The sequence below is a fragment of the Ornithinimicrobium avium genome (genome assembly GCF_003351765.1).
GTDB lineage: Bacteria > Actinomycetota > Actinomycetes > Actinomycetales > Dermatophilaceae > Ornithinicoccus > Ornithinicoccus avius.
Window position 1 is genome coordinate 538,432 of the sequence record NZ_CP031229.1, and the last position, 17,281, is coordinate 555,712.

Annotated in this window: 19 protein-coding genes and 1 tRNA gene; 15 read left to right on the top strand and 5 right to left on the bottom strand. The window is 71.6% G+C overall.

Features of this window, described 5'->3' with window-relative positions; genetic code table 11:
- Nucleotides 1-2 precede the first annotated feature (2 nt).
- Nucleotides 3-737, top strand: a complete 735-nt coding sequence (fabG, locus tag DV701_RS02470) for a 3-oxoacyl-ACP reductase FabG (RefSeq protein WP_228255176.1) — start codon at nt 3-5, stop codon at nt 735-737.
- A gap of 55 nt (nt 738-792) precedes the next feature.
- Entirely contained in the window at nt 793-1,548 is a 756-nt protein-coding gene (gene fabI / locus DV701_RS02475; RefSeq protein ID WP_114926929.1) for an enoyl-ACP reductase FabI, read from the top strand.
- Here fabI and glgC read toward each other — a convergent pair whose 3' ends face one another.
- Nucleotides 1,549-2,802: a glucose-1-phosphate adenylyltransferase gene (gene glgC / locus DV701_RS02480; protein WP_114926930.1), complete on the bottom strand. Its 1,254-nt coding sequence runs from the start codon at nt 2,800-2,802 to the stop codon at nt 1,549-1,551. It abuts the gene before it with no gap.
- A 109-nt stretch (nt 2,803-2,911) separates the two neighbouring features.
- Between glgC and glgA the strand changes: the two genes are divergently transcribed.
- Genes glgA through DV701_RS02500 form a run of 4 tightly spaced genes read left to right on the top strand, consistent with a single transcriptional unit; the run spans nt 2,912 to nt 7,573 of the window.
- Nucleotides 2,912-4,147, top strand: coding sequence for a glycogen synthase (glgA, locus tag DV701_RS02485; protein ID WP_114926931.1), 1,236 nt, complete (start codon nt 2,912-2,914; stop codon nt 4,145-4,147).
- A 37-nt stretch (nt 4,148-4,184) separates the two neighbouring features.
- Complete coding sequence (locus DV701_RS02490) at nt 4,185-5,741, top strand: Re/Si-specific NAD(P)(+) transhydrogenase subunit alpha (RefSeq protein WP_114926932.1); 1,557 nt, start codon at nt 4,185-4,187, stop codon at nt 5,739-5,741.
- The gene (pntB, locus tag DV701_RS02495; protein WP_114926933.1) at nt 5,738-7,135 is read left to right on the top strand and encodes a Re/Si-specific NAD(P)(+) transhydrogenase subunit beta; all 1,398 of its coding nucleotides are present in this window, start codon (nt 5,738-5,740) and stop codon (nt 7,133-7,135) included. Before DV701_RS02490 ends, pntB begins: the two co-directional genes overlap by 4 nt.
- Before the next feature lie 9 nt (nt 7,136-7,144).
- Nucleotides 7,145-7,573 (top strand): VOC family protein, encoded by a 429-nt coding sequence (locus tag DV701_RS02500; protein WP_114926934.1) that lies wholly within the window; start codon nt 7,145-7,147, stop codon nt 7,571-7,573.
- A 184-nt stretch (nt 7,574-7,757) separates the two neighbouring features.
- Here the strand turns inward: DV701_RS02500 and DV701_RS02505 are convergent, their stop codons facing one another.
- On the bottom strand, nt 7,758-8,525 hold the full coding sequence (locus DV701_RS02505; protein ID WP_114926935.1) for a hypothetical protein: 768 nt from the start codon (nt 8,523-8,525) through the stop codon (nt 7,758-7,760).
- 40 nt (nt 8,526-8,565) lie between these two features.
- On the opposite strand from DV701_RS02505, the gene DV701_RS02510 reads away from it, so the two are divergent.
- Genes DV701_RS02510 through DV701_RS02520 form a run of 3 tightly spaced genes read left to right on the top strand, consistent with a single transcriptional unit; the run spans nt 8,566 to nt 11,011 of the window.
- Nucleotides 8,566-9,405 (top strand): ABC transporter ATP-binding protein, encoded by an 840-nt coding sequence (locus DV701_RS02510; RefSeq protein WP_114926936.1) that lies wholly within the window; start codon nt 8,566-8,568, stop codon nt 9,403-9,405.
- Complete coding sequence (locus tag DV701_RS02515; protein WP_114926937.1) at nt 9,402-10,166, top strand: sulfite exporter TauE/SafE family protein; 765 nt, start codon at nt 9,402-9,404, stop codon at nt 10,164-10,166. The genes DV701_RS02510 and DV701_RS02515 overlap by 4 nt, the downstream gene beginning before the upstream one ends.
- A 14-nt stretch (nt 10,167-10,180) precedes the next feature.
- Nucleotides 10,181-11,011 (top strand): TrmH family RNA methyltransferase, encoded by an 831-nt coding sequence (locus tag DV701_RS02520; RefSeq protein WP_114930630.1) that lies wholly within the window; start codon nt 10,181-10,183, stop codon nt 11,009-11,011.
- Nucleotide 11,012: 1 nt separating this feature from the next.
- On the opposite strand, the gene DV701_RS02525 is transcribed toward DV701_RS02520, so the two are convergent.
- Together DV701_RS02525 and DV701_RS02530 are read right to left on the bottom strand one after the other, a co-directional pair.
- Nucleotides 11,013-11,558 carry a YbaK/EbsC family protein gene (locus DV701_RS02525; RefSeq protein WP_228255177.1) on the bottom strand — a complete coding sequence of 182 codons (546 nt, stop codon included), beginning with the start codon at nt 11,556-11,558 and terminating at the stop codon, nt 11,013-11,015.
- Nucleotides 11,555-12,088 carry a YbhB/YbcL family Raf kinase inhibitor-like protein gene (locus DV701_RS02530; RefSeq protein ID WP_114926938.1) on the bottom strand — a complete coding sequence of 178 codons (534 nt, stop codon included), beginning with the start codon at nt 12,086-12,088 and terminating at the stop codon, nt 11,555-11,557. Before DV701_RS02530 ends, DV701_RS02525 begins: the two co-directional genes overlap by 4 nt.
- Before the next feature lie 55 nt (nt 12,089-12,143).
- Here DV701_RS02530 and DV701_RS02535 point away from each other — a divergent pair, with 55 nt between their 5' ends.
- The 4 genes from DV701_RS02535 (at nt 12,144) to DV701_RS02555 (ending at nt 14,640) form a co-directional block, all read left to right on the top strand.
- Entirely contained in the window at nt 12,144-13,535 is a 1,392-nt protein-coding gene (locus DV701_RS02535; protein WP_114926939.1) for a DNA polymerase IV, read from the top strand.
- Between the two features lie 56 nt (nt 13,536-13,591).
- Nucleotides 13,592-13,678, top strand: a tRNA-Leu gene (locus tag DV701_RS02540).
- 162 nt (nt 13,679-13,840) lie between these two features.
- On the top strand, nt 13,841-13,966 hold the full coding sequence (locus DV701_RS19075) for a hypothetical protein (RefSeq protein ID WP_267874130.1): 126 nt from the start codon (nt 13,841-13,843) through the stop codon (nt 13,964-13,966).
- Nucleotides 13,967-14,295: 329 nt separating this feature from the next.
- Entirely contained in the window at nt 14,296-14,640 is a 345-nt protein-coding gene (locus tag DV701_RS02555; RefSeq protein WP_114926940.1) for a type II toxin-antitoxin system HicB family antitoxin, read from the top strand.
- 167 nt (nt 14,641-14,807) lie between these two features.
- Here the strand turns inward: DV701_RS02555 and DV701_RS02560 are convergent, their stop codons facing one another.
- Entirely contained in the window at nt 14,808-15,629 is an 822-nt protein-coding gene (locus DV701_RS02560) for a class I SAM-dependent methyltransferase (protein WP_228255178.1), read from the bottom strand.
- On the opposite strand from DV701_RS02560, the gene DV701_RS02565 reads away from it, so the two are divergent.
- Nucleotides 15,613-16,047: a hypothetical protein gene (locus tag DV701_RS02565; RefSeq protein ID WP_114926942.1), complete on the top strand. Its 435-nt coding sequence runs from the start codon at nt 15,613-15,615 to the stop codon at nt 16,045-16,047. The genes DV701_RS02560 and DV701_RS02565 overlap by 17 nt on opposite strands.
- A 589-nt stretch (nt 16,048-16,636) precedes the next feature.
- A complete protein-coding gene (locus tag DV701_RS02575) occupies nt 16,637-17,107 on the top strand; it encodes a Rossmann-fold NAD(P)-binding domain-containing protein (protein ID WP_162802756.1) in 471 nt (156 codons plus the stop codon).
- Nucleotides 17,108-17,281 lie beyond the last annotated feature (174 nt).

Sequence of the window (17,281 nt, forward strand, 5' to 3'; positions counted from 1 at the left end):
GCGTGACTGACTCGACCAGCAGCAACCACCAGCCCCAGGCTGTCCTGGTCACCGGGGGCAACCGGGGAATCGGCCTGGCCATCGCCCGCAGCTTCGCCGACGCCGGGCACGACGTCGTCATCACCCACCGCAGCGGCCAGCCGCCGGAGGGGCTGCGCGGCGTCGTCTGCGACGTGACCGACAGCGAGAGCGTGGACCGTGCCTTCACGCAGGCCGAGGAGCTGCTCGGCCGTCCCGTCCAGGTCCTGGTCGCCAACGCGGGCATCACCAAGGACGGGCTGCTCATGCGGATGAGCGACGAGGACTTCGACGCCGTCGTGGACACCAACCTCGCCGGTGCCTTCCGCTGCGCCCGGCGCGCGGTCAAGGGCATGATCCGGGCGCGGCACGGCCGCGTCGTGCTGGTCTCCTCGGTCGTGGGACTGCTGGGCGGGGCCGGGCAGACCAACTACGCCGCCTCCAAGGCCGGCCTGGTCGGCCTGGCCCGCTCGATCACCCGCGAGCTGGGCGGGCGGGGCATCACCGCCAACGTCGTCGCGCCCGGCTTCATCGAGACCGAGATGACCGACCAGCTGCCCGAGGACCTGCGCACCAAGTACCTCGCCAGCATCCCCGCCGGCCGGTTCGCCACGACCGAGGAGGTGGCCGGCGTCGTGCGCTGGCTCGCCTCGCCGGAGGCGGCCTACGTCAGCGGCGCGGTGATCCCGGTCGACGGCGGTCTGGGCATGGGACACTGACCGGCGGACCGCGAGGCTCCACGAAACCGCCTCCCCGAAGGAATAGAGTCTGCCCATGCTCATGGACGGCAAGAAGCTGCTGATCACCGGGGTCCTGATGGACTCTTCCATCGCCTTCCACGTGGCGCGCCTGGCTCAGGAGCAGGGGGCGCAGGTGGTGCTGACCTCCTTCGGGCGCACCTTCAAGATCACCGAGGCGATCTCCCGGCGGCTGCCGCAGCCGGCGCCGGTCATCGAGCTCGACGTCCAGGACACCGAGCACCTGGACACCCTGGCCGACCGGCTCGGCGAGCACGTCGACCACCTGGACGGGGTGCTGCACTCGATCGGCTTCGCCCCCAAGGGCGCCTTCGACTTCATGAACGCACCGTGGGAGGACGTCGCGACGGCGCTGCAGGTGAGCGCCTTCTCTCTCAAGGCGCTCGCCGCCGCCGCGCTGCCCCGGATGAGCGAGGGCGGTAGCGTCGTCGGCCTGACCCTGGACGCGTCCTACGCCTGGCCGATGTACGATTGGATGGGCGTGGCCAAGGCCGCCTTCGAGTCGACCAGCCGCTACCTGGCCCGCGACCTGGGGCCCAAGGGCATCCGGGCCAACCTGGTCTCGGCAGGCCCGATCGCCACGACCGCGGCCAAGTCCATCCCCGGGTTCGAGAAGTTCTCCACCTGGGGCGAGCACGCCCCGCTGGGCTGGGACGTCAAGGACCCGGTGCCGGCCGCGCAGGCCTGCGTCGCGCTGATGTCCGACTGGTTCCCCGCGACGACGGGCGAGATCGTCCACGTCGACGGCGGCTACCACGCGATGGGGTTCTGATCACCCCTCGATGATCGTCCCCTTGCCGACGACGGTGAGGCCGGAGTCGGTGACGGTGAAGCCGCGGGCGCGGTCCATCTCGTGGTCGACGCCGATGTGCACGCCCGCAGGCACGAACACGCCCTTGTCGATGATCGTCCGGTGGATCTGGCAGGAGCGGCCGACCTCCACCCGGTCCATCAGGACCGACTTGGTGACGTGGCTGAAGCTGTGCACCTTCACCCGGGGGGAGAGCACCGAGTCGCTCACCGTCGCGCCGGAGATCACGCAGCCGGGGGAGACGGCCGAGTTGAGGGCGTGGCCGACCCGGTCGCCGGAGCCGTGGACGAACTTGGCCGGCGGGTGCGGCCCGTAGTTGGTGTAGATCGGCCAGGCCTCGTTGTAGAGGTTGAAGATCGGGTGCACCGAGATGAGGTCCTGGTGTGCGTCGTAGTAGGAGTCGATCGTCCCGACGTCCCGCCAGTAGCCGCGGTCCCGGTCGGTCGAACCGGGGATGTCGTTGTCCTTGAAGTCGTAGACCCAGCCGTCGCCGTCCCGCACGAAAGCGGGCACGATGTCGCCGCCCATGTCGTGCTTGGAGCCCTCGCGGTCGGAGTCGGCGCGCACCGCATCCTCCAGCGCCTCGGCGCTGAAGACGTAGTTGCCCATCGAGGCCAGCACCTCCTCGGGGCTGTCCGGCAGGCCCTGCGGGTCCTTCGGCTTCTCGAGGAACTCCCGGATCCGGCGCGGGTCCTGCGGGTTCACGTCGATGACGCCGAACTGGTCGGCCAGGCCGATCGGCTGGCGGATCGCCGCCACCGTGCACCCGGCACCCGTCTCGACGTGCTGATCCACCATCTGGGCGAAGTCCATCCGGTAGACGTGGTCGGCACCCACCACGACGACCACGTCGGGGCGCTCGTCGTGCACGAGGTTGAGGCTCTGGAAGATCGCGTCGGCGGACCCGGCGAACCACTCCTTGCCGACCCGCTGCTGCGCCGGCACCGAGGCGACGTAGTTGCCCAGGAGGGTCGACATCCGCCAGGTCTTGGTGATGTGCGCGTCCAGCGAGTGCGACTTGTACTGGGTCAGCACCACGACCTTGAGATAGCCGGAGTTGACGATGTTGGACAGCGCGAAGTCGATCAGGCGGTAGATCCCGCCGAACGGGACGGCCGGCTTCGCGCGGTCGGCGGTGAGCGGCATGAGCCGCTTGCCCTCGCCGCCGGCGAGGACGATGGCCAGGACCTTGAGACGAGAACTACGCGGGGACATGACCCCAACCTAGGGCCAAACGCGCTGGTCCGCGAGGGGGTGGCGGACTTTCCCACCGTCCGCGCCGCACTTCCCCACGGACGCCCGCCCGCGGGCTAGGGTCGGGAACGTGCGCATCGACATCCTGACCCGCGAGTACCCACCGAACGTCTACGGAGGTGCGGGTGTGCACGTCGCCGAGCTCACCCGCGCCCTGCGCGCGCTCGACGGCGTGCAGGTGCACGTCCGGGCCTTCGACGACCCCGTCGAGGAGGACGGGACGGACGGGTATGCCGTGCCGCCCGGCCTCGAGAAGGCCAACGGGGCGCTGCGCACCCTCGGGGTGGACCTGCTCATGGCGCGCGACGTCGCCGAGGGCGGAGCTGACCTGGTCCACTCGCACACCTGGTACGCCAACCTCGGCGGCCACCTGGGAGGGCTGCTGGCCGGCGTGCCGCACGTGATCAGCGCGCACTCCCTGGAGCCGATGCGGCCGTGGAAGGCCGAGCAGCTCGGCGGCGGCTACGGCATCTCCTCGATGGCCGAGAAGGTCTCCTACGAGGGCGCCGCGGGGGTCGTCGCGGTGTCTGCGGGGATGCGCAAGGACATCCTGGCCGCATACCCCTCGGTGGACCCGGCCAGGGTGCACGTGGTGCACAACGGCATCGACTCGGCGCGGTGGGAGCCGGACACCTCCGATGCGGCGCGCGAGGTCGTGCGCGCCCGGGGGCTGGACCCGGACGCGCCGACGGTGGTGTTCCTGGGGCGGATCACCCGGCAGAAGGGGCTGCCCTACCTGCTGCGCGCACTGCGGCGGCTGGGCCCGGAGGTGCAGGTCGTGCTGCTGGCCGGTGCGCCCGACACCCCGGAGATCGAGCAGGAGGTCGTCGGTCTGGTCGACGGGCTGCGCGCCGAGCGGGGCGGGGGAGCCGCGCCGGTGGTGTGGATCGGGGAGATGCTTCCCCGCGACCAGGTGATCGCGGTCCTGTCGCACTCGACGATCTTCATGTGCCCCTCGGTCTACGAACCGCTCGGGATCGTCAACCTCGAGGCGATGGCCTGCGGGCTGCCGGTGGTCGCGACCGCGACCGGCGGCATCCCCGAGGTGGTCGTCGACGGCCAGACCGGGTGGCTGGTCCCGATCGAGCAGGTGACCGACGGCACCGGCACACCGGTCGACGAGGAGAAGTTCGTCGACGACCTGGGCGCCGCGCTGGTCGAGGCGCTCGCCGACCCCGCGGAGGCGCGCCGCCGCGGCGAGGCGGGCCGCAGACGGGCGGTGGAGTCCTTCTCCTGGTCCTCGATCGCCGAGCGCACGCTCGAGGTCTACCGGGCCGTGCTGGAGGGACGCGCACCCGCACTGTGAGGACCAGCGCCCACCAGGTCATGGCGAAGGAGCCACGATGCTGATCGGAGTCCCTGCGGAGACCGTCCCCGGCGAGACGCGGGTGGCGGCGACCCCGCGGAGCGTGGCGCGGCTGGTCGCGCTCGGGCACGAGGTCCTCGTCGAGACGGGTGCGGGGCAGCGGGCCAGCTTCCCCGACGAGCACTACGTCGACGCCGGGGCCCGGGTCGGTCCGGCGCAGGACGCCTGGGCCGCCGACCTCGTGGTCAAGGTCGAGGCCCCGCTGGTCGAGGAGGTGCCGCTGCTGCGCAGAGGAGCCGTCCTGGCGACCCAGCTCAGCCCGGCCCAGCGGCCGCACCTGCTGGCCGACCTGGCCGAGCGCGGCGTCACCGCCCTGGCCATGGACGCGGTCCCGAGGATCTCCCGGGCGCAGTCCCTCGACGTGCTCTCCTCGATGACCAACCTCGGCGGCTACCGGGCGGTGGTGGAGGCGGCCCACGAGTACGGCTCGGTCTTCACCGGGCAGGTCACCGCGGCCGGCAGCGTGCCTCCTGCGAGGGTGTTCGTCATCGGGGCGGGCGTGGCCGGGCTGGCCGCGATCGGGACGGCCGCCAGCCTCGGCGCGGTGGTCAGAGCCTTCGACGTCCGGCCCGAGACGGCCGAGCAGGTGGAGTCGATGGGCGGCCAGTTCGTCCGGATCGCGCTGCCCGAGGGCGCGGGCGGCGCGGACGGCTACGCGCGCGAGATGGACGCCGACCTGCAGGCCCGGGCCATGGAGGTCTACGCGCGCGAGTGCGCCGAGGCCGACATCGTCATCACCACCGCGCTCATCCCCGGGCGGCCCGCGCCGCGGCTGGTCACCGCGCAGACGGTGAGCGCGATGCGGCCCGGCAGCGTCGTGGTCGACATGGCCGCACGCAACGGCGGCAACTGCGAGCTCACCGAGCCGGGCCAGGTGGTGACCACACCCGGCGGCGTCAAGGTCGTCGGCTACACCGACCTGCCAGCGCGGCTGCCGATCCAGGCCTCCCAGCTCTACGGCACCAACGTGGCCAACCTCGTCGCCCTGCTCACGCCCGGCAAGGACGGCGAACTGGTGCTCGACCTCGAGGACGAGGTCCAGCGGGCGATGACCGTGACCCACGACGGGGAGGTGCTGTGGCCGCCCCCGCCGGTGAGCGTGTCCGCGGCGCCCCCGCCGTCCCCCGCCCCGGAGCCGGCCGCCCCCGCGGTCAGGAAGGCGGCCCCGCAGCCCGCGCTCGCCGGCCGCCGGGGCGTGTTCGGGATCGCGCTCGGCGCGGTGCTGCTCGTGCTGCTGGCCAGCGTCTCCCCGCCGGCGCTGCTCGGCCACCTCACCGTCTTCGTGCTGGCCGTCATCGTCGGGTTCTACGTCATCACCGACGTCAGCCATGCCCTGCACACCCCGCTGCTGGCCGAGACCAACGCGATCAGCGCGATCATCCTCGTCGGCGCGATCCTGCAGGTGGGCTCGCAGGACCCGGTGGTCCGCGCCGTGGCGGTCGCCGCGGTGGCCGTGGCGAGCATCAACGTGGTCGGCGGCTTCGCCGTCACCGGCCGCATGCTGCGGATGTTCCGCCGGGAGGGCGCCTCGTGAGCCACGTCGTGCAGGGCACCTACCTGGTCTCCGCGGTGCTCTTCGTGCTCGCCCTCGGCGGTCTCTCCCGCCACGAGAGCGCACGGCGCGGCAACACCCTGGGGATCGTCGGCATGGTGGTCGCGCTGGCGGCCACCCTCTGGCTCGCGGTCGAGGACGCGGCACACCCGGTCACCACGCTGGTCCTCGTGGTGGCAGCGATGGCGGTCGGCGGCACCGTAGGGCTGTGGCGCGCCCGCGTCGTGGAGATGACGGGTATGCCGCAGCTCATCGCCACCTTCCACAGCCTGGTCGGCGTCGCGGCCGTGCTCATCGGCTACAACGCCTACCTCACCGCGGGGGCCCTGACCGGCGCCGAGCGGACCGTCCACCTCGTGGAGGTCTTCCTCGGCGTGCTCATCGGCGCGGTGACCTTCACCGGCTCGGTGGTGGCCGCCCTCAAGCTCAGCGCCCGGATGTCGACCAACCCGCTCGTGCTGCCGCACCGCCACCTGCTCAACCTGCTCATGCTCCTGGTGTCGGCGGCCCTGATGGTCTGGTTCCTGACCGGCGGCGGCCTGGTGCCCCTGGTCGTCATGACCGTGATGGCCCTCCTGCTGGGGTGGCACCTGGTCGCCTCGATCGGCGGCGGCGACATGCCCATCGTCGTCTCGATGCTCAACAGCTACTCCGGGTGGGCCGCGGCGGCCGCCGGGTTCATGCTCGGCAACGACCTGCTCATCATCACCGGCGCGCTGGTGGGCGCCTCCGGCGCGATCCTGAGCTATCTGATGTGCAAGGGGATGAACCGCTCCTTCATCTCGGTCATCGCCGGGGGCTTCGGGACCGAGGGCGTCGTCGTGCGCAGCGACGTCGAGCAGGGCGAGCACCGGGAGACCACGGCGGCCGAGGTCGCCGGGCTCCTGCGGGAGGCCAGGACCGTGGTGGTCACACCGGGCTACGGCATGGCGGTGGCCAGGGCGCAGCACGCGGTCGCCGAGCTCAGCGCCCGGCTGCGCGCCGCGGGCACCGACGTGCGCTTCGGCATACACCCCGTGGCCGGACGGCTCCCGGGACACATGAACGTGCTGCTCGCCGAGGCCAGGGTGCCCTACGACATCGTCCTGGACCTCGAGGAGACCAACGAGCTGCTGGCGGACACCGACGTCGTCCTGGTCATCGGCGCCAACGACACCGTCAACCCGGCCGCCGTCGACGAGCCCGGCTCGCCGATCGCGGGCATGCCGGTGCTCGAGGTCTGGAGGGCACGGCAGGTGGTGGTCCTCAAGAGGTCGATGGCCAGCGGCTACGCGGGCGTGGCCAACCCGCTGTTCTTCCGGCCCAACACCCGGATGCTCTTCGGCGACGCCAAGGACGCCGTGGAAGCGGTGGTCAAGGAGCTGCCCCGGCAGTAGCGTGACGAGATGATCATCGCCGTCCACACCCTGGTCTACTCCGACGACCCGCCAGCGACGCGGGCCTTCTTCAAGGACGTGCTGCGCTGGCCGTTCGTCTCCGAGGGGGCGCGCGGCGGCGAGGGTGTCGTCGTGGACACCGGGGGCACCGACCCGGCCGACTGGCTGATCTTCGGCACCGGGCCCAGCGAGCTCGGCGTGCACCCGACCTCCTGGGAGGAGGGCGGCAGGCCCGGCGGGTCGCCGACCCACCACCAGATCGCGCTGATGGTCGAGGACGTGGCCGCCACCGTGGCCGAGCTCGCGGGGCGGGGCGCCACCTTCGTCGACGAGCCCCGGGACATGGGCTTCGGCACCGGGGTCGAGATGCACGTGCCGGGCGCCGACGACATGCTGCTCTACCAGCCGCAGCACGTCACCGCCTACGACAAGGCCTGAGCGCGGTGGCGGCAGGTGGCGCCGCTCCCTCGCCGGCCGCGCTCCTGCCCCACGGGCCGCCGCGCCTCGCAGGTGTGTCACGGTGGTACGCCTGCGCACCGGCGTGTCACGGCAGAAGTGCACGATGGTTCCGGCTGAGGGCGGCGGCCCGGCACCGACTCCGCAGCACCCGGCCCGCCCTGCCTCAGGCCCGGTAGCCCAGGTGCAGCGCGGCGGCGTTGGTCGCCTCGGCCAGCGCCCGGGACGCCAGGGAGCGCAGCCGCCGCAGCACCTCGTCGCGGCGCACCACCGAGACCGTGTCGACCGAGTGCGGCGCCGACTCCAGCCCGGCGTCGGCCATCGCCAGCACGGTCCCCGCCAGCTGGACGACGCGCAGTGTACGCGGAGGGACCCTGTCGGGCAGCCCCCAGACCGCCGTCCCGCGCCCGGCCTCGCGGGCCCTGGCGCCACTGCGGTCCGCGACAGCCCCGAACGGCGGAGCGCCGGCCGACACCAGCTCCTCGGTGAGCGCGGCCAGGTCCTGGCGCAGCCTCAGCTCGGTCTGCCCGAGGTCCAGGGCCTCGACCCGGTGGGTGGGCACCGGCGCGGCCGGGTGCGCGGTCCACGTCGCCCGCCAGCCCCGGTCGCCCGCCGGTCCGAAGGTCTCCAGCTCGGGCACCAGGGCGCCGCCCAGGGCGGGCACGAAGAGGCACTCCTCGGCGCGGGTGGCGGCGGCGAGCAGGTCGGGCGAGCCCTGCGGCATACCCGCGAGGTCGCCGGGGCGGGGCAGCGCGACCAGGAGGGTGCGCTCGCCGAGGTCGCGCCATAGCCGGACCTGCTCGACGAGGCCGAAGGTGGCGTCCACGTCCGGCAGGGCACGGCGCGGCAGGTCGCGGGCGGGCAGCCGGCCGCGCAGCACCTCGGTGCCCCAGAGCGCGGCCCGCACCGACGCCGGCAGCTCGTGGTCGGGCATGTCGCAGATCCTAGGCGGCCGATGGTTAGAGTGACCCATCATGAGCGATGTCCTCGAATTCGCCGGCGTCGGCGTGCGCCGCGGCACCGCCGAGCTCCTGCGCGACATCACCTGGTCGGTGGAGGAGGGGGAGCGCTGGGTCGTGATCGGACCCAACGGCGCGGGCAAGACCACCCTGCTGCAGCTGGCCGCCGCGCGCATGCACCCGACGACCGGCGTGGCAGGGGTGCTCGGGGAGGTCCTCGGTGCCGTGGACGTCTTCGACCTGCGGCCCCGGATCGGGGTCGCCAGCTCGGCGGTCGCCGACCGGATCCCCGACGAGGAGCGCGTCAGCGACGTCGTGGTCACGGCGGCCTACGGGGTGCTGGGCCGGTGGCGGGAGGAGTACGACGCCTCCGACGAGCAGCGCGCGACCGAGCTGCTGGAGGCCCTGGGGGTCTCCCACCTCGCGCAGCGCCGCTTCGGCACGCTGTCCGAGGGGGAGCGCAAGCGCGTCCAGATCGCCCGGGCCCTGATGACCGACCCCGAGCTGATGCTCCTGGACGAGCCGGCCGCCGGCCTGGACCTGCGCGGCCGGGAGGACCTCGTCGGCCGGCTCAGCCTGCTGGCCGAGGACCTCGACGCCCCGGCGATGGTGCTGGTGACCCACCACGTCGAGGAGATCCCGCCGGGCTTCACCGACATCCTCATGCTGCGTGACGGCGAGGTCGTGGCGGCCGGGCCCATCGAGGTCACCCTCACCGCCGACAACCTCAGCTCGACCTTCGGCATACCTCTCGTCGTCGACCGGCACGGGCCGCGCTGGTCCGCCCGCGCCGCGCAGCCGGAGCCCGCGGCGGACGCTGCCGTCGGCGGTTCCGACATCTACTCCCCCGCGTGAGCCTCTGGGAGGTTGGCGCGATCGCGCTGGCCGGCTTCTGGGCCGGCATGATCAACACCATCGTGGGGTCGGGAACGCTGGTGACCTTCCCGACGCTGCTCTTCTTCGGCCACCCCGCGGTCTCGGCGAACATCTCCAACAGCCTCGGCCTGGTCGCCGGCGGCGTCTCGGGGGCCTGGGGCTACCGGCACGAGCTGCGGGGGCTGGGCAGCACCGTGGCCAAGCTGGTGCCGGCCTCCCTCCTGGGCTCGGTGGTCGGTGCGCTGCTGCTCCTGGTGCTGCCTCCCGCAGCCTTCGAGGCGATCGTCCCGGCGCTGATCCTGCTCGGCGTGGTGCTCGTGGTCCTGGGCCCCCGGATCAACGCCTGGGCCCGGGGGCAGGACACCCACCTGATCACGCCCGGGCGCTGGCTCGCGCTGCTCCTCGGCATCTTCGTCGCCGGCATGTACGGCGGCTACTTCGGCGCCGCCCAGGGCGTCATCCTCGTCGGCCTGATGAGCGTCCTGCTGCCGCTCAACGTGCAGTCCATCAACGGCATCAAGAACGTGCTGGGACTCGTGGTCAACTTCGTCGCCGCCGCGGTCTTCCTCGTCGTGGACCCCGCGAGGATCGACTGGTGGGTCGTGCTCATCATCGCCGTGGGCTCCCTGTTCGGCGGCGTGGTCGGCGCCCGCGTGGGGCGCGCCCTGGCCCCGTGGCTGCTGCGCACCGTGATCGTGGTCATCGGCGTCGTCGCGATCGTCTACCTGCTGGTCACGTGAACCCGGGGTATGCCGTGCCGCCCGACCTCCCGGACGGGTGCACCTGGGTGGAGGACCCTCGCGACGAGCGGGTGCGCGACTACTTCTCCCTCACCGACGTCGCGCTGCGGCGCCTCCTGGAGCCCGAGCGCGGGCTCTACATGGCCGAGTCGGAGAAGGTGCTGCGCCGTGCCCTGGGCGCCGGGCACCGGCTCCGGTCGCTGCTGATGACGCCGCGCTGGGTGCAGGAGTGGCCCGACCTGCTGCGCACCGCCCAGGAGCAGGGCGCACCCGTCTTCGTCGCCGCGCCGGGGGTCGCCGAGGCGCTGACCGGCTTCCACCTGCACCGCGGGGTGATCGCCGCGATGCACCGGCCGGTGCTGCCGCGGCTGGAGCGGGTGCTCGAGGGCGCGCGCCGGGTCGTGGTGCTCGAGGACGTCGTCGACCACACCAACGTCGGCGCGGTCTTCCGCTCGGCGGCGGCGCTGGGCGTCGACGCCGTGCTCGTCACGCCTCGGTGCGCCGACCCGCTCTACCGGCGCAGCGTGCGGGTGTCGATGGGCACCGTCTTCCAGGTGCCGTGGACGCGCATCGATCCGTGGCCCGACGGTGTCGAGGTGCTCAGGGGACTGGGACTGACCGTGGCGGCTCTCGCGCTGTCCGAGGACGCCGTCTGCCTCGACCAGCTCGAGCAGCACCCGCCGGAGCGGCTGGCCCTGGTGCTCGGGACCGAGGGCGACGGCCTGTCCGCGCGGACCGTAGGCTCCGCCGACCTCGTCGTGCGCATCCCGATGGGCGGCGGCGTGGACTCGCTCAACGTGGCCGCCGCCTCGGCGGTGGCCTTCTGGGCGCTCCGTCCGCGCTAGCTCAGAGCGGCACCGCTAGCCCGTCCACGACCTCTGCACCGGGCAGGAGGGCTGCCAGCGCGCCGGGGAGGCGCAGCTTGGATCGGCGCACTCCCGACCCGATCACGATCGCGTCCCGTGCCACGACCCGGCTGTCGACCAGGACCGGCCAGCCTGCGGGCAGCCCGACGGGGGTGATCCCGCCGTACTCCATGCCGGTGCGCTCCACCGCGTCGTCCATCGGCATGAAGGAGCACTTGCGCACGTCGAGACGCTTGCGCACGGTGGTGTTGACGTCGGCCCGCGTGGTGCCGAGCACGAGCGCGGCGCACACCCGCTCCTCGCCCGCGCGCCGGCCGGCGACGACGATGCAGTTCGCCATGTCCGCCATGTCCATGCCGCTGGCCTCGACGAGCACGACCGTGTCCGCCAGGTCCGGGTCGATCTCGACCACCTCGACGCCGGGGGCGTCGGAGCCGACGAGCTGCTGCATACCCTGCAGTGCGGCGAGCACCGGGGGCGCGAGCAGGTCGGGACGGTCCGGCGCGGGGACCCAGTCAAGCCTCACAGCTGGTAGGTGCCGGTGACCGATCCGCGGGCCAGGACGTTGCCCAGGGTGCTGAACTGCGCCTTGGCGACGGAGGTGGCGGCGTCCAGCCCGCTGGTGTCGCTGTCGAGCGCCCACACGGTGAAGACGTAGCGGTGCGGCCCGTCGCCCTCGGGCGGGGCGGCGCCGCCGAAGTCGCGGGTGCCGTAGTCGTTGGCGAGGGTCACCGCCCTGCCCTCGCCGATCGGCTGGCCGAAGTCCCCCGCCCCCGGCGCCAGGGAGGTCACGTCGGCCGGGATGCCGGCGACGGCCCAGTGGTTGAAGCCGCCGACGACAGGGGCGTCGGGGTCGTGGCAGAGCAGCAGGTAGGACTGCGTGCCCTCCGGCGCGCCGCTCCACGACAGCTGCGGCGAGGTGTTGCCGAAGCCGAATCCGGCCGACTGCGGCAGCGGTTGGCCGTCGGCGAAGTCCTCGCTGGTGACGGTGAGCTCGGTTGGTGCGGCGGGCAGGTGGTCGAGGGGGTGCGGGGGAGGGGTGCGCTTCAGGTCCATGCTCCGACCATAGTGAGCGTCCGGGACGACCGCACACCCATGTCAGAGTAGAGCCATGTCGTCCGACCCGAGGCGCTGCGTCATGCACCTGGACCTGGACGCCTTCTTCGCCGCGGTCGAGCAGCGCGACAAGCCCTCGCTGCGCGGGCGGCCCGTCGTCGTGGGCGGGCTCGGGGGACGGGGAGTGGTGTCGACCGCGTCCTACGAGGCGCGCGTCTTCGGCGCGCGGTCGGCGATGCCGATGATCGAGGCACGCCGCCGCTGCCCGTCGGGAACCGCCTTCCTGTCCGGACGCTTCGACGCCTACCGGGCCAGCTCGAGGGTGGTCATGGAGATCCTCCGCAGCCGCTCCCCGCTCGTCGAGCAGGTCTCGGTGGACGAGGCCTACGTCGACCTGTCGGCCGCGCTGGACCCGCCCGGCTGGGGCGAGGGGGCGCCCGAGGCGTGGTGCGCCGGCCTGCTGGAGGAGATCCGCGGGAGCACCGGCGGACTGACCGCCTCGATCGGGGTCGCCACCTCGAAGATGATGGCCAAGCTGGCCAGCGAGATGGACAAGCCGGCGGGCGTCACCGTCATCCGGCCGGGGGAGGAGCTCGCGGCACTCCACCCGCTCAGCGTGCGTGCGATCCCCGGCATCGGACCGGCGACGGGGGCCCGGCTGCGCGGTTTCGGGGTGGAGACGGTCGCCGACCTCGCGCGGGTGTCCGAGGCCGACCTGATGGCGATCTTCGGGACGGCCCAGGGGGCCGCGCTGCACCGCCTGGCCGTCGCCGACGACGAGCGGCCCGTCGTCGCCGAGCGGGAGGCCAAGTCGATCTCGGTCGAGGAGACCTTCGCCACCGACATCACCGACCGGACGGTGCTGGAGGCGGAGCTGGCCCAGATGGCTCAGCGGCTGGCGGCGCGGCTGTCCGCGGCCCAGGTCTTCGCCCGGACCACGACGGTCAAGGCGCGGGAGCACGACTTCACCACGCACACGCGCTCCGGCACGCTGCCCTTCGCGACCGGCGACGAGACGGTCATCCTGCGCGAGGGGCGAAGGCTGCTCGGCACGCTTGACGTCAGCACCGGGCTCCGGCTGCTCGGGCTCGGGGTCGCCGGCCTGACCGGGCACGCCCAGGAGGAGCTGGCGCTGGAGGCGGCCTACCCGGTCGCGGTCCCGGCCGAGCTGCCGGACGTGCTGGCCGAGGCCGAGCCCGAGGAGGGAGCGGAGCCCACCCGGGAGCGTGGCGGGCTGCTGGCCCGGTCGACGGGGGGGTGGAGCACGGGCCAGGACGTGCTCCACGACGAGCACGGTGCCGGCTGGGTGTGGGGCAGCGGGCGGGGCCTTGTCACCGTCCGTTTCGAGGGGCCGCTCACCGGCCCGGGGCCGGTGCGTTCCTTCCGGGCGGACGACCCCGCGCTGCTCGAGGCGGACCCTCCGGACTGGCGGGGGACCCCTGTCTGAGCGTGCTAGTCTTGTCCGTCGTTGCCCCGCTCCCCACGAGCGAGGCGGCACCACCTGTCCGGGTGGCGGAATGGCAGACGCGCTAGCTTGAGGTGCTAGTGCCCTTAACGGGCGTGGGGGTTCAAGTCCCCCTCCGGACACCAGGCGGGCTGACCTGCGGAAACGCGGTCAGCGGGAGTCCGACCGTCATGACCCCCACGCATTCGCTGCCTACACGGGCGATTCGGAGGAGTGGAGCGCTGGCGCTTCACTTCCCTGTGCTCTGTCACGAGTTCGCGCATGCCCTCCACCCGCCCGGAGTGCGGATGGACCGTCACGCTGCGACCCGCCATGCCGACCCTCGCACTAAGATGCGCTACGACCGAGCACGCAAGAACCTCGACCGTCACCCCAACTACATCCTGGCCGCCTACATGGCCTCCGGCACCTGAGGGACGCGAGGGGAGCTGCCGCAACGAGGATTGGGGTGATGAACCGGAGACCGTTGCGTCGTGGTACTGCGGGTAGTACCGTTGAGGCGTGCCGTCCGTTGCCAAGATCCTGGCTCAGATGCGAGCCAACCCGCGCAACATCAGGTACGAGGATCTCGCCAAGGTGTGCGAGCACAATTTCGGCCCACCCAGGACCAGCGGCGGCTCGCACGCCGTGTTCAAGACACCGTGGCCGGGCGACCCGCGAGTGTCCAGAACGACCATGGCAAGGCCAAGCCGTACCAGGTCCGACAGGTCCTGGCGGCGATCGAGAAGAAGGAGGCAGCCCAGTGAGCACCACGATGCCCGACGTCTCGCACTACACCTACCGCGTCAGTTGGTCTCCCGAGGACGAGGAGTTCGTCGCCACCTGCCTTGAGCTGCCCTCCCTGTCCTGGCTTGCCCCCACCCAGGACGAGGCCTTGCACGGCCTCCGCGACCTGGTGCACCACGTCGTTGAAGACCTACACCGCAGCAACGAGCCCATCCCCGAGCCATTGTCCTCACGGGCCTATTCGGGCAAGTTCAACCTGCGCGTCGGCGAACGACTCCACCGCGAGCTCGCCATCAAGGCAGCCGAAGAACACCTCAGCCTCAACCAGTACGTCGTCCGCAAACTCGGCGACGCATCCTGAGCTGCCAATCCTGTATTGGCACCAGGAGCGTGGTCGCACGCTATTGCCGTCTGTCGCGGGCCTCGACGTGCGTCCTTCCACCGCCTGTCGACCAGCGGGAATTTAGGCGTGTGCCGATGAGGAGCACGTTGCCGTGGCTCCGGGCCCATGCCCTCAGTGGGTGAGAGTCACGAGAAGGCGGCCTCGAGGGCAAAAAAGATGAATCCGATGAAACGGGTGGGGTCTGACTTGCTTGGCGGTAGCAGATGGGGCGGCGTTTCGGGCGAGACGGGCGGCTCGCTTATTGCCGTGATTCTGAAGCCCGCGGCGGTGAACGACTCCGCCATCGCGCTCAGCGAGCGGTACCAAATCGTCAGTGTCGCGGAGACGCCGTCGAAGTCGTACTCCTCTTGGTTCGGCACGGTCGCGAAGTAGTTGACCTCTGGGTACATCAGCGGTGGGATGAGTGGGTGGTTGACCACCACGACGAGTCGACCGCCAGGCTTCAGCACCCGGTGCAGCTCGGCCAGCGGCAGCGACCAGTCCTCGACGTAGTGAAGAACGAGCACCACCAGCGCGTCGTCGAAGGCTTCGGTCTCGTACGGAAGTGGCTGGGTCAGGTCAGCCACCTCCAGGTCAGCCTCGTCTCCGAGCCGCTGCCGGGCGAGCCGGATCATTGCGGGGCTGGCGTCGAACGCAGTCACGGCCGCGCCCCGCTCCTTCAGGTCGGCCAGGAGCGGTCCGGAGCCGCAGCCCGCGTCCAAGATCCTGCGCCCCGCGACATCACCGAGCAGCTCCAATACCGCTGGCCGGGCGTACCACCGGTTGAACAGGCCGTTCTCGTTGGCTCGCGCGTACGCATCAGCGAACGCGTCGTAGTGGTCTGGTTGCTGCTCGACGGTCTGCGGTTCGGACGTCATGTCACGCCAGTTTGCCAGGTCGGTTGCGCTCGGCATCGGCTTCCGCGCGGCCCGAGTCCCATATTGTGGACGCATGGCGAGGCCGTTCATCACGGTACGGAATCTGGAGCTCAGGATCAGGGAGGGCACCCTTCCTTGGGATGAGTCGGTTTCTTACGACACGGTCGACCTCATCCTGGACGGTAAGAACTTGGTGGAGTGGCTTCGCCCGTACGCACCACCCGGGCTTGACCCGCCCGAGTACCTCGGTCATCGTTTCGGGACCAACATGACGGAGCTTCTGCTTGGCCGAGGTCCTGTGGACGCGTCCGGGCGCGCAGCGCTTCTGGGATGTACGTGCTCGGACATCAACTGCGGCCCACTTCTGGTTCTTATAGACGTTGAGCCCGAAACCGTGACGTGGTCGCACTTTGGGCGGGGACCTGACATCGAGTACGACTGGCTGGAGCTGCAGTTCGACCGGGACACCTACGTGATGGCGCTCACGAAGTACGAGCAGACCACCTGATTCGGCTACCGTCGCGCCGAGCCGGCGGGCGCCATGCTCGGGACCCTGTACTACATCGTCGTCCAGTGACAACCTGCAGCCGTGTGTGCAGGTGATCTCCGGGTTGCGCAAGGAGTCCGAGCGCACCTGGGACGACCGCTACCCTGCGGGAACCCAGGGCAAGCGCCCGAACCGGTCCCAGGTGTACTCGGGTACGGCTGAGCGCAGATGAGCAGGCCAGGGTCCAGAGCGTGGCCGGGGCCACGCACCTACCTGCGTCGACCCTGGTGCGTTCCTGGATCCTCGAGCGGCTTGACCAAGAGAGCGCCTGACACGCACTACCTCGTCCAGGGGAGAGCATCGAATCGCCGTTGACGAATGCTCAGTCGCCGCAGGCGTTCGGCGCGTACCTCAGCGGACCTGGCAACCAGGACCCCGAAGTGCAGCTCGGCCAGGGTGGCAGCGCTGATGGCCAGGACGGCGGGGATGGGCGAACGGTGTCATCGAACAGTTCTCGGTCAGCCTTCCAATCCCCGTCGAGGGCACAGATGCGGTCCACTACCTCGTCCACGGCATGCGCCGGGGGAGCGGCTTCGCCGAGAAGGACCGGATGGCCGCGCAGAACGTGGCCGACGCCCTCGTCGCGCACGGCACCGGTCGGGCCGTCTACCTCTCGGGCATCGTCCCCCCCGTGGAGCACGGGGAGCCCAGCGAGCACATCACGTCCCGCCTCGAGGTCGAGAAGATCCTCAGCACGACGCCGGCGACGGTGCTCACGCTGCGCGCCGCGGTGCTGATGGGCAGCGGCTCCACCTCATTCGAGATCATCCGCCAGGTGAGCGAGCGCATGCCCGTCCAGACCGTGCCGACCTGGATGAATTCCGACGTCCAGCCGATCGCCGTCGTCGACGCGGTCACCGCGCTCGTGGGTGCCCTGACCGCGGAAGTAGGAAGCCGAAGCTACGACATCGGCGGGCCCGACAGGCTGCCCTACGGGGACCTGCTCGATAGGTATGCCGTCATGGCGGGTGTGCCGAGGAGGACTTCGTCCGTGACCTGCTGCCCGACGACTACCCGCTGATGGGTCTGGAGGAGTCGATCCGCCGGTCGTTGGCGGACCGCGGTACGCAGACTCCTGCAGACTCCCGCACGGCGGACCCGATGGGCCCCATGCCCCAGGACCCGTCCTGGGCTGCCGGCGGCACCGGGCAGCCGCTGCTCGCCAGGGCGGTCGACACCGTGCAGGACGTCGCCG